This is a genomic window from Pedobacter sp. KACC 23697, from assembly GCF_045348445.1.
Classification (GTDB): domain Bacteria; phylum Bacteroidota; class Bacteroidia; order Sphingobacteriales; family Sphingobacteriaceae; genus Pedobacter.
This window is the reverse complement of the sequence record NZ_CP157485.1, coordinates 4,319,487-4,331,965: the sequence shown is the minus strand read 5'-3', so window position 1 is coordinate 4,331,965 and position 12,479 is coordinate 4,319,487. Positions and strand designations below refer to the sequence as shown.

11 protein-coding genes are annotated in these 12,479 nt (G+C 39.1%); 10 read left to right on the top strand and 1 reads right to left on the bottom strand.

All coding sequences use genetic code 11. From position 1 onward, the window contains the following. The first annotated feature begins 132 nt into the window (after positions 1 to 132). From ABEG20_RS17450 to ABEG20_RS17435, 4 genes are all read left to right on the top strand, one after another. Complete coding sequence (locus ABEG20_RS17450; protein WP_406824530.1) at positions 133 to 690, top strand: RNA polymerase sigma factor; 558 nt, start codon at positions 133 to 135, stop codon at positions 688 to 690. Next, positions 683 to 1,210 (top strand): hypothetical protein, encoded by a 528-nt coding sequence (locus ABEG20_RS17445; RefSeq protein ID WP_406824529.1) that lies wholly within the window; start codon positions 683 to 685, stop codon positions 1,208 to 1,210. Before ABEG20_RS17450 ends, ABEG20_RS17445 begins: the two co-directional genes overlap by 8 nt. A 147-nt stretch (positions 1,211 to 1,357) precedes the next feature. Next, a complete protein-coding gene (locus ABEG20_RS17440; RefSeq protein ID WP_406824528.1) occupies positions 1,358 to 2,644 on the top strand; it encodes a hypothetical protein in 1,287 nt (428 codons plus the stop codon). Positions 2,645 to 2,712: 68 nt separating this feature from the next. Next, the gene (locus tag ABEG20_RS17435; RefSeq protein WP_406824527.1) at positions 2,713 to 3,255 is read left to right on the top strand and encodes a TlpA family protein disulfide reductase; all 543 of its coding nucleotides are present in this window, start codon (positions 2,713 to 2,715) and stop codon (positions 3,253 to 3,255) included. A 114-nt stretch (positions 3,256 to 3,369) separates the two neighbouring features. Here the strand turns inward: ABEG20_RS17435 and ABEG20_RS17430 are convergent, their stop codons facing one another. After that, positions 3,370 to 4,260: a bestrophin family protein gene (locus ABEG20_RS17430; protein WP_406824526.1), complete on the bottom strand. Its 891-nt coding sequence runs from the start codon at positions 4,258 to 4,260 to the stop codon at positions 3,370 to 3,372. Positions 4,261 to 4,411: 151 nt separating this feature from the next. Between ABEG20_RS17430 and ABEG20_RS17425 the strand changes: the two genes are divergently transcribed. The 6 genes from ABEG20_RS17425 (at position 4,412) to pelA (ending at position 12,400) form a co-directional block, all read left to right on the top strand. Beyond that, entirely contained in the window at positions 4,412 to 5,935 is a 1,524-nt protein-coding gene (locus ABEG20_RS17425) for an MFS transporter (protein ID WP_406824525.1), read from the top strand. Positions 5,936 to 5,940: 5 nt separating this feature from the next. Further along, complete coding sequence (locus ABEG20_RS17420) at positions 5,941 to 6,192, top strand: DUF6814 family protein (RefSeq protein ID WP_406824524.1); 252 nt, start codon at positions 5,941 to 5,943, stop codon at positions 6,190 to 6,192. A 214-nt stretch (positions 6,193 to 6,406) separates the two neighbouring features. Continuing rightward, positions 6,407 to 7,363, top strand: coding sequence for a pectinesterase family protein (locus ABEG20_RS17415; protein ID WP_406824523.1), 957 nt, complete (start codon positions 6,407 to 6,409; stop codon positions 7,361 to 7,363). 158 nt (positions 7,364 to 7,521) lie between these two features. After that, positions 7,522 to 9,195 carry a glycoside hydrolase family 28 protein gene (locus tag ABEG20_RS17410; protein WP_406824522.1) on the top strand — a complete coding sequence of 558 codons (1,674 nt, stop codon included), beginning with the start codon at positions 7,522 to 7,524 and terminating at the stop codon, positions 9,193 to 9,195. 7 nt (positions 9,196 to 9,202) lie between these two features. After that, entirely contained in the window at positions 9,203 to 11,134 is a 1,932-nt protein-coding gene (locus ABEG20_RS17405; protein ID WP_406824521.1) for a glycoside hydrolase family 88 protein, read from the top strand. Between the two features lie 141 nt (positions 11,135 to 11,275). Further along, entirely contained in the window at positions 11,276 to 12,400 is a 1,125-nt protein-coding gene (gene pelA, locus ABEG20_RS17400) for a pectate lyase (RefSeq protein WP_406824520.1), read from the top strand. Positions 12,401 to 12,479 lie beyond the last annotated feature (79 nt).

Genomic DNA, 12,479 nt, shown 5'->3' with positions numbered 1-12,479 from the left:
AAAATGATTAACATAGACATGTTTCCTGCATGTTCCACATGTTAACCTGAAATTAAGATATTTTAAAATTTTTTCTACCTTGATGCAACGTTTTAAAATCCTTGATGTCTTATTATCAGAATATTCGAAATTTTGGAAGCCGTATACATCGATAAAAATCTGGAACTCGTTAAAAAATGCATGCAGGGCAGTCGCGCAGCACAGTTTGAATTGTACAAGCTGTATGCAAAGGCGATGTATAATGTGGCACTGCGCATTTTAAATTACGAGGAAGAGGCTGAAGATGTTTTACAGGAAGCATTTTTAGATGCTTTTACCAGAATTGTTGATTTTAGGCAGGAAACTACCTTTGGGCTCTGGCTAAAGCAGATTGTGATCAACAAATCCATCAATTACCTGCGTAAGCGGAAGATGGAGTTTGTAGGTACGGATGAAATATCGGAAGTACCGGACGAAGATAGTTTTGATGACAGTGAAATGAAATTGCAGGCCGAAGAAATAAGGCAGGCCATTACCCAATTGCCGGATGGTTACAGGGTAGTATTAAGTTTGTACCTTTTGGAAGGATACGACCATGAGGAGATTGCACATATTTTAAAAATAAGCGAAAATACCAGCCGTACGCAGTACATGAGGGCTAAAAATAAGTTAAAAAGTATTTTAGAAACGAAAGGGATGAGAGATGAATAATAGATTGGAAACCTTTGTAAAAGAAAACCGTAAAGCTTTCGATATGATGGAGCCATCGGCAGATCTTTGGGCAAAGATTGAACAAGGTTTAGATAAAAAAAAGAAAAAAAAACCGGTCAAACTGTATTTATGGATGAGTGCGGCAGCGGCTATAGTGGTTATTTTCGGTTTAGCCTGGTTGTACGTAGGAAAATCACGAAACAAAGATTTAGAAATTGCAGACGTTAGTGCTTCATATGCCAAAAAGGATGTTCATTTTGCAGGTTTAATAACCGAAAAAAGAGATAGTCTGGCCATTTTTGCTTCAGCAAATCCAGAACTTTATAAAAAATTTACAGCTGATTTAAGAAAACTCGACGAAGATTACGAAAAATTAAAAGCAGAATTGCCAACCTCACCTAACCAAACTTTTGTGGTAAAGGCTATGGTAAAAAACCGCGAAATACAATTGCAATTATTAAAACAACAATTATTGATTATTAACCAGGTTGACGATTATAAAAGAGTTAACCAGATTTAATACAAGTAAAACAAACAAATTTGGTATCAACATCTGTCTTGATATTTGATTCAACATACTTGATACGAATAGGAGAACGCTCACCACATCGAAAGTTTAAGGCCAGCCGGCAGGTTTTAAGCGCATAGGTGTTTAATATTTAACAACATGAAAAAAATAAGAATATTTTTAGCCTTTTTGGCTTTAGTTGCCGTAAAAACCAATGCGCAGGAAGTGGTGGTAAATAGTCCATCAGAGAAAGTAATGGTAGATCATACAGAGAATTCATCAATGATTGCGATGGTTAATACTTCTGTATACAAGCAAACAGGCAGCGATGCTGAACGTTCAAAATCCTTTAGTAAAAGCTTTAATGTGGATAGAAATGACAAGGTGAGTTTAAATAACCAGTTCGGGTCTATCGTAATCAAAACCTGGGATAAAAATGAGGTACGTGTTGATGTAGATATTAAAGCTTACAGCAATTCAGACAGCGATGTGCAGAAATTAATTGATGGCGTGAGTATTGATGCCACTAAAAATGGGGATGTGGTTTCTTTCAAAACCAATATGGGTGACAGAAACGGGCGTTATGGACGTGGAATAAAAAATGGTGTGACGACCTGGAGAAGAGAAGTAAAGGTGAATTATACCGTATTTATGCCAGCAGTAAATCCTTTAACCGTGCAACAGCAATATGGTAGTGTTGAAATGGGCAATTTTGCCGGACCAACTTCATTAAAGGTAGAATACGGCAATCTTGTAGCAGGAAACCTGAGCAATACCAACAACTATATCAATGTTCAGTATGGGAAATGTGATATTCAGGATTTAAATGCAGCCGTGATTAAGCACGAATATAACGGACCGGTAACCATTGGTGCTGTAGGCACTTTAGAACTCGTTGCGGAATACGTAGCCGTAAACATCAATACCATCAGAAAATCTGCGGATCTTAAAGTAGAGTATGGAAGAGGCTTAACCGTTGGCACCATAGGCGGCAACTTGCTCTTGAGTGCCGAATATGCCAAAGTAAACATCAATACGGTTAAAGGCAATGCGGTAGTCAAACAAGCTTATGGCGATTTAAATATTGCATCAGCAGGTAAAATTGCAGTTAACGCAGAATACTCAAATGTTAATTTAGGTACGTTGAATGGTGATGCTACCATCAAAATGGATTACAACCGTCTAAATGTGAACGAAATTACGCCGGCTTGTAAAAACTTCACTTTCGGGGGTGAATATGCAAATGTTGGATTGGGCTTTGCAGATCGTTATAATGGTAACTTCAATGTTTCTACTTCGTATGCCGGCTTTAAATATGGTTCAAACGTCACATCAAGTTTGGTTAGTAAAGATGATGAAACTAAAAAATATACGGGCAAAATCGGTAGCGGTGGTGCTGCAAACGTATCCATCAAATCTGAATATGGCTCCATTACCTTTAAATAAGATTTTCTAAACCAAACAAATATTGAAGTCCTGCTGTAATGGCCGGACTTTTTTTATATTTAACGCTGATGAAAATTTACCTTATCTTTTTATGCTGTGTTTTTTCTTTTAAAGCATTTGCCCAAGATGCCCCGGTTAAATGGGCTACGCAGGAAACTTTTTTTGAAGATTTGACGGGTAAAGATTTACCTTCTTTTAATGGTGTAACCATCAATAAAAAACCATTTTCCAATATCGATTTAAAAAACCAGATAGTCGTGATCAACTTTTGGTTCGAAAAATGCCCTCCATGTATAGCCGAAATGCCCGAATTGAATAACCTGGTCGCTAAATATGGCAAAAAGGCTGTAAGGTTTATCGGCATTACCCATGATAGTCCTGCTATTGCCAGGCGATTTCAAAAACGAAACGGCTACAAATATGAAATAGTATCCCTGAGTAATGACGAGATTAGAAAACTAAATGTTAATCATGGTTTTCCATCTAATGTGCTGGTTGGAAAAGATAGCAAGATTATTTATGCCACAGCCAATATTTCTTTTTCTGATCCACAGTTCAAGGCTAAATCAGTGCTTTTTGAAGAGAAATTAAAAATTGAGTTAAAGAATTAGTCGGAATGATGAATGCATTTATTAATCTGCCACAGATGCATCATCTAAAAGCTATCTGAATGCAGTTATGGTCTCCCGGCTTTTTCCCTTCGTATCTATGGGAAAAACCTAAATTTAAAGAACGTATTCTTCATTGATAGGCTTAACCGGCTCCGGAATTTCTTCTTCTTCCAACATTTGCAAAAGATTAATCTCTATCGTCCTGGTAATTTGGTTTAGCGGAACGCCTGCCGAATTGTTTTCGAAAGGGTTAACCAGGCTCATGCCATTAATCTGCGTAGATACAAATACAAAACCGATCAGCCAACCTAAAAAGATGGCAGCAGGCCCAGCATCCTGACTAATTACGAGGGTAAATGTAACTACAAATAACCAGATAAACACCTTGGTAAGATAGGTATAGGTTGTGGGGAATATGGTATTTTTAATGCGCTCGCTCATACCCATTGAATCAGAAAACCGGGTGAGCATTTCATTAATCTCGATAAAACGGAAGCCATCAATAGCATGTGATTTTGATAACTTTTGTAAATCCCTCGATTGGATATTTAAAATGGCATTATGCTTATTGTTGTGTTTTTCTATTTCTTTTAAATCGGCTGCGGTTAAATATTTGGTATAAATTTCGTCTACCGCTCCCCTTAAATTAGCTTTTAGTGCGTATAAGAATGCAATATGCCTGTAAATCATCCTTTTTACGCTTTCTTCATCTTCCTCAACATAATTGAGCAAAGCCCTTGCATAGGAGCGGGAATCATTTACCAGGGCTCCCCATACTTTTCTTGCTTCCCACCACCTGTCGTAAGCCTGGTTATTGTTAAAACCGATGAAAAAAGCAATCGCCGTACCTAAAACGGTTGGGATTATTGATGGAATGGAAAAATGATGCGCAATTAAATATTCTCGTACAAGATAAGCTACAGTACAAGAGGCAATCATGATCAGATCAACATGCCATGTATTCCTCAAAATTCTACTTAACCTGATGTTTTGTATTAACAGCATATAATATGATGGAAAATGAATTAGTTATCGGTGAAATTACAAAACTAAAGCCAAAATGTTTGATTTTGTAACAAATTAACCGACAAACATTACTGGTTGCCGTTTATGGCGCAAATGTTTATCTTGGTAAACCAAATATTCCGGATCACTTATGAGCGACAATTTACCCAAGAACAATATCTTTAAAGTAATCGGTGCATCCTCTCTGGGCACGTTGATTGAATGGTACGATTTTTACATTTTTGGCAGCCTTGCGGTGATCATTGGTCATCAGTTATTTCCGGAAGATGCAGGTGCATCAGCCTTGATCAATACTTTGGCGATTTTCGCAGCGGGATTTATTGTCCGTCCGTTTGGTGCATTGGTTTTTGGCAGGCTTGGCGATTTAATTGGCCGGAAATATACTTTTTTGCTCACTTTGGTACTCATGGGTGGATCTACATTTTTTATCGGTTTAATTCCATCTTACAAAAGCATCGGTTATGCTGCACCAATTTTGGTTTTAATATTAAGGCTAATCCAGGGTTTGGCTTTGGGTGGCGAATATGGTGGTGCCGCTACCTATGTGGCAGAGCATGCGCCCAAAAACAAACGCGGCTATTTTACCAGCTGGATCCAGACCACTGCAACTTTGGGTTTGTTCCTTTCGTTAGGGATTATCGTCATCACAAAAAATATTTTAGGAGCTGAAACATTTGGCCATTGGGGGTGGAGAATCCCTTTCCTGTTATCGATTGTACTGGTTGTGGTTTCGATCTACATCCGCATGAAAATGCACGAGTCGCCCCTATTTTCTAAACTGAAGGCTGAAGGAAATATCTCCAAGAATCCACTGAAAGAAAGTTTTAACAATAAGGCGAATTTTAAAATGGTGCTTCTGGCACTGTTTGGCGCTACTATGGGGCAAGGTGTAATCTGGTATACAGGGCAGTTTTATGCACAATCATTTTTGGAAAACACCTGTAAGCTGGATTTTAACGATTCGCGATATATTTTGCTCTGGGGAATCGCTTTTGCTACGCCATTTTTTGTGGTTTTTGGTGCCTGGAGCGATCAGGTGGGCCGTAAATGGATCATGTTAAGCGGTATGCTTTTGGGTATTCTTTTTTACCGACCAATCTATCAGATTTTTTTGGATGATACCGATTATACTAAAATTGAACAGGCGGATATCTTATCTGTTACACCGGCTCCGTTTACAGCTGTTTTAATGGAGAACTCAACCGATAGCTTACGAACAGTTTCCACTAAAGTAAGGCTTAGCAATGGGGCTTCCTTTAATAAGATACAAATTGATACCATTTCTGCAACAAAAGGGATCCTTTTAGGTAAGGAGATTATAAAAGATAAAATTTTACCCACACCGGTATTCTGGAAATTTGTTGGCCTGATCTTTTTCCAGATTTTGTTGGTAACCATGGTTTACGGGCCAATTGCTGCTTTTCTGGTCGAGCTGTTCCCTACTAAAATCAGGTATACTTCCATGTCACTGCCCTACCACATCGGCAATGGTGTTTTTGGGGGGCTTGTGCCATTTATCGCTACACTAATTGCAAGTTTTTCTGGCGCTACACCATTATCCGGCCTTTGGTATCCGATAGGGATAGCAGCCCTAAGTTTGGTTATTGGCACAATTTATTTATCAAATAAAAGAGACGAAAAAATTAACGACTAAATAGGATGAATACATTAAAGAAATTTTTAGGCTTGTTTTGGATGGTTTTAGGGCCATTAACCATGACTTTTTTGTTTATCCAGGCGATAGATAAGGTAGGTTTGACCCATACAGATATTGAACGTACCAATACCATATTGCAGTGGGCAATTATCCTTTTTATTTTTCTCCCAATTAGTTTGGGCTTGATGATATTCGGCTTTTATGCATGGAAAGGCGAGTACGATCGTCTGCCAGAAAGTTCTGAAGAATTATAGTTTTTATTTGTTTAGAATTTTCGGAGATCTATAAAATAAATTAATACTGTGCAATCGTTCCCGAGATCGTTTGCAACGTTTAATTTCGAAAAAAAAATCATTCTGATGAATTTTAATGTTTAAAATTGTTCATCATATATTTTTAAAATTCGGCTGCGTAGTGAAGTTTACATTCTTATGCGGCCGATTTTAATTTTAGCCTAACCAAATTGATATGAAAGCAATTATCCTGTTCTTTCTGCTCGTATTTTCATTCATCGCAAATGCAGCCAATGTTAAACCCGATTTTATCGTAGCTGCAGATGGAAGCGGAAATTTTAAAACCGTACAGGAAGCTATCCATGCGGTGCCCGATTTTAGAAATAAAACAACTGTAATTTTTATCAAAAAAGGCATCTATAAAGAAAAGCTGATATTGGCCGCCTCAAAAAAGAATGTGAAACTTATTGGCGAAAGTTTAAACGAAACCATTTTAACCTATGATGACTACGCCCAGAAAAAAAATATTTTTGGCGAAGAAAAAGGTACATCAGGTTCATCAAGCTTTTACATTTATGGCGAAGGCTTTTCTGCTGAGAACATTACTTTCCAAAATTCATCCGGGCCGGTGGGCCAGGCCGTAGCCGTTTGGGCAGGTGGCGATAAATTAATTTTTACCAATTGCCGGTTTTTGGGCTTTCAGGATACGCTTTATACTTACGGAGGGGGCAACCGCCAGTATTATAAAAACTGTTATATTGAAGGAACGGTTGATTTCATTTTCGGAGCTTCGACAGCATGGTTCGAAAGCTGCACCATTTTTTGCAAAAAGGCAGGCTATATTACAGCTGCTTCAACTGCTGATACCACAAAATTTGGTTACATTCTCAACAAATGTAAAATCAAAGGAGATGCGCCGGCCAATAGTTTTTATTTAGGCCGCCCCTGGAGGCCTTATGCAAAAGTGGCCTATCTCCATTGCGAACTACCTGATTTTATCCGCCACGAAGGGTGGAATAACTGGGATAAAGAAAGCAATGAAAAAACGGCTTATTTTGCTGAATATAAAAGTACCGGAAAAGGAGCTGAACCTAAAAGCAGGGTGGAATGGTCGCACCAGTTAACAGATGAAGAATATAAGATCTATATTTTAGAAAACGTTTTCCGTGGATGGAATCCGGAAGCGAAATAAGAGGATAAATGCTTGATATACTGTGTTTATCTGCCTGCTTGTAGTGGTCTTTTTGCCCGTTTCTCCGGCAACGATTGCATAGATTTCTCTTCTGTTTTAGCTGCAAACAACGTACACTTGTTATTACAATAACCAAGTATAATTTAACAGCGCAAATAATGAAACATATTTCTGGTCGTTTATGCCAAATTAAAGTAGCTCTCTCCTGCTTAGTTTTATCAGCAGCTGGTTCTGCGATGGCGCAACAAAAGCAAAGCTTACCCATTATTCAGCAGGTTAAATTTAAAAACGATACAACGAGCATTGTCCGCTTTGGGGCAAAAGGCGATGGCATTACCTTAAATACCGAAAGCATTAATAAAACCATTGCCAGCGTGAGTGAAAAAGGCGGAGGCGTGGTCTTAATCCCTTCGGGTTTGTGGTTGACCGGTCCAATCGAATTAAAAAGCAATGTAAATTTGCACCTTAAACGCGATGCCATCCTTCAATTTACGGCAGATTTTAATCAATACAAACTCGTACAGGGAAATTGGGAAGGCCAGCCTGCCTGGCGGAACCAGAGCCCGATTTCAGGTGTAAACCTCGAAAATATTGCCATTACCGGGACCGGGATTATCGACGGGAATGGTGGTGCCTGGCGTATGGTTAAAAAAGATAAACTTACCGAAACACAGTGGAAAAAACTCGTGGCATCCGGAGGCATTGTTAAAGCTGACGGAAAAATGTGGTATCCATCTGAAAAAACCGTTAAAGGTTCGAATACCAAAAATGCCGGCGTAATTGAAGCGGGAAAAACTGCGGCCGACTATGAGGATATCAAAGATTTTCTCCGCCCGAATTTATTGGTATTAACAGGCTGTAAAAAAATTCTTTTAGAAGGAGTTACCTTTCAGAATTCACCAGCCTGGAATTTACACCCTTTGCTTTGCCAGGATTTAACCTTAAGGAATTTACAGGTAAAAAATCCCTGGTTTGCACAGAACGGCGATGGTGTTGATGTAGAATCGTGTAAAAACGTATTGATTGAAGGCAGCACTTTTGATGTGGGTGATGATGGGATCTGCATTAAATCAGGGCGTGATGAAGCTGGTCGCAAACGAGGCATACCAACCGAAAATGTAATCGTCAGAAATAATATCGTTTATCATGCACATGGCGGTTTTGTAATCGGCAGTGAAATGAGTGGTGGGGCAAAAAACATCTGGGTGTATGATTGTTCTTTTATTGGTACTGATATTGGCTTACGCTTTAAAACTACCCGTGGCCGTGGTGGCGTAGTCGAAAATATCTATATCAATAACATCAACATGATCGATATTCCCGGTGAAGCCATTTTGTTCGATATGTATTATGCGGCGGTTGATCCGGTTCCTTTGGCGGGTGAAAAAAGAGAGGCCATTAAAACGGTTACTGTTCCGGTTACCGAAGCTACTCCGCAGTTCAGAAACTTTTACATTAAAGATGTAGTGGCCAATGGTGCCGAAAAGGCGATATTTTTTAGAGGCTTACCCGAAATGAACATTAAAGATATCCACCTGGAAAACGTTACCATTAAAGCCAAAAAAGGCATCGAAATTATTGAAGCTGCCGGAATTTTTCTAAAGAACATCAACATCATTGCAGAAAATACCAATCCGGTTGTCATGATCCAGAACGGATCCAATATCAATATCAGCAATTTAAAATATCCTGATAACAGCACGTTATTGTTTAATGTTTCCGGCGAAAAAACAAAAGGGGTAAAAATTGGTGGAACAACTGTTTCTAAAGCCAAAACAGCTTTCGTTTTAGCTGATGAGGTAGATAAAAAAGCATTTGAAATTTCAAAGTAAGAGCGTTATGAAGCAATCAATCTCATATAAAGTAGTTGCACTTATTGGTTTTTCTGTTTTAACACAAATTGGATTTGCCCAAAAGAAATTATCTGAACAGTTAACCCTCACTGCGATGGAAAAACTGTTTCAGGATACCACGCTGTTAAAAGGTGCTAAAGGCCCCAAATGGACCTATGATATGGGGGTTGTTTTGGAAGGTGCCGCTGCCGTTTGGCGCAATACCGGCGACGGTAAATATTTTAAGTACATTCAAAGTTCCATGGATGCTTACCTGGACAAAGAAGGCAATATTGCGACGTATAAACCAGATGACTTTAATATTGATCACATCAAAAATGGCCGGTCTTTGTTATTATTGTACAAAGTGACCGGACAGCCGAAATATCTGCTGGCGGCGACTAAATTATATGATCAGTTGCAAAAACAGCCGCGTACCAGGGAAGGCGGTTTCTGGCACAAGAAAATTTACCCGAACCAGATGTGGCTGGACGGTTTGTACATGGGCGAACCATTTTATGCAGAGTATGCGAAGCTGATGAAAAAAGATGCCGCTTTTGATGATATCGCCAAACAGTTTATCCTGATGGAAAAAAACGCCCGTGATGCTAAAACTGGTTTGCTATACCATGGCTATGATGAAAGCAGAACTGAACAATGGGCCGATAAAAAAACAGGTCGTTCACCAAATTTCTGGGCCAGGGCAATGGGCTGGTACATCATGGCTTTGGTAGATGTGCTGGATAATTTTCCGGCCAATCATCCGCAACGAAAAGAGCTAATAGCCATTTTAAACCGAACGGCAACTGCAACAGTAAAATACCAGGACCCGAAATCGGGTGTTTGGTTTGATATTTTAGATATGCCAACCCGCAAAGGTAATTACCTGGAAAGTTCGGCTTCTAGCATGTTTGTATATGGCTTGGCCAAAGGCGTACGTAAAGGCTGGTTAACTCCGTCTTTTATGGCCGCTGCAAATAAAGGTTATACAGGTTTAAGGAAAGAATTTATAGAAAAAGCTGGCAATGAAAGAGTAAACCTGACCAAAACAGTTTCCGTATCCGGTTTGGGTGGAAAGCCTAAATACCGCGATGGCAGTTTCGATTATTATATTAGTGAAAAAGTAATTACCAATGATCCAAAAGGTGTTGGCGCATTTATCTGTGCTGCTACTGAAATGGAAATAGACCAGCTACCAAAACCGGGGAAAGGTTTAACTGTTACCGTTGATAATTTCTTTAACAATGAATATATGGTTGGCCCTACCGGAGATAAAATCCCTTTCCATTACCTTTGGGAAGAGGATGATAACAATGGCTTCTCTTTATTCGGAAAAATATTTAACGATGCTGGTGTAAAAACCAATACGCTTAAAACTGCGCCAACAACTGTTAACTTAAAAGGCAGCCATATTTATATTATTGTAGATCCTGATACTGAAAAAGAAACTGCGAAGCCCAATTACATGAATGCTGAGCATGCGAAGCAAATTGCAGCCTGGGTGAAAGCTGGTGGCGTTCTGGTACTGCTCTTAAACGATACAGGCAATTGCGAAATCTCAAAATTCAATGTATTGCCCGAAACCTTCGGAATCCGTTTTAATGAAGATAGCCGCAATAAAGTTCAGGGTGCAAACTTTGAGCAGGGTGCAATAAAAATTCCTTCAGGAAATGCTGTTTTCAAGTCAGCCAAAAAAGTTTACATCAAAGAAATTTCGACCATTTTGGCAAAAAGTCCGGCGGTTTCTGCATTAACCGATAAAGGAGACGTGATTGTTGCCACTGCAAAATATGGCAGAGGAACAGTTTTCGCGGTGGGCGATCCATGGTTTTATAATGAATATATTGATGGCAGAAAATTGCCTGCTGAATTTGAAAATTTTAAAGCGACGAATGATTTGGTGAACTGGTTGATTAAGCAGGTGCCGGGTAAAAAATAACCACAGATGAAAAGGATGAACACAGATAACGCAATAGGATTGTCATCCTGAGCCTGTCGCAGGACTTATTAAAATTACTGCAAACAGCGTTTCGATACTTCGTCAAGCTCAGCACAGGCTAAGTTCAATTTGACATATTGGATGAAAACATATTCTGCGCATCTGTGGCAGACAATTACCACGGCAAATGGAAAACAAAAAATCTGTAAGTACGCAGAACACGAAATAAACAGCATGATGAAAATAAAAATATGGTTAACCCTAATGTGCAGCACGTTATTGCTATCGTGTTATGCACAACAATCTGTTGATGCAACAGCAGATAAAATGCTGGTTTATCAATTAGGCAATGGCGGCTGGCCAAAGCAGCTGGAGGATAAGAGCGTGGTTAACTATGACGCAGCTTTAACGCCTGAGTTGTTGGCCAAAATAAAGGCAACTAAAGATTTACATGCTACTTTCGATAATAAAGCCACCAGCAGAGAAGTGGTTTACCTGGTAAAAGCGTATAAAAAAACACAGAATAAAGCTTATTTGGATGCTGCCGAAAAAGGCCTGGATTATATTTTGTCGGCACAATATGCCAATGGGGGCTGGCCACAATATTATCCTGATCAATCTTCTTACCGATCAGAGATCACTTATAACGATGATGCAATGATCAATGTGCTGAATATATTACAGGATATTGCCACGCAAACTAACGATTTCGAAGTGGTAAATCCAGCTTATATCAAAAAAGCAGAGAAAGCCATTGCAAAAGGTATCGATTGTATTATCAAAACACAGGTAAAACAAAAGGGCGTGTTAAGCATTTGGGCTGCACAGTACGATAAAGATTCCATGTTGCCCGCAAAAGCCAGGGCGTTTGAACCGTCATCATTGAGTACCAGCGAATCAGTAGGGATTGTCCGCTTTTTAATGCGGATCAAAAATCCTTCTCCAGCAGAAAAAAATGCAATTACAGCAGCAGTAAAATGGTTCGATACCTATAAAATAGTAGGCTATCGTTTTGATAGACCGAAAAACCCTAAAACCAATGTTAAAGCTGCGGCTTTGGTCGCAGATCCCACTGCAATTGCCTGGGCACGCTTTTACGACCTTGATAAAAATACGCCGATTTTTGGCGATCGGGACAATACGATTAAAACAAAATTAGAAGAATTAAGTCCTGAAAGACGCAATGGATATGCCTGGTACGGCAATTGGGGACAAAAATTAATTGAAAAAGAATACCCAAAGTGGTTAAGCACAAACGGGAAATAAATAGAAAATAAAAATCTTCATGAAGAGTGACGAAGCAATCTTACTCCTATGGGTATGAGGCACTTTCTTTCTCGCAGTG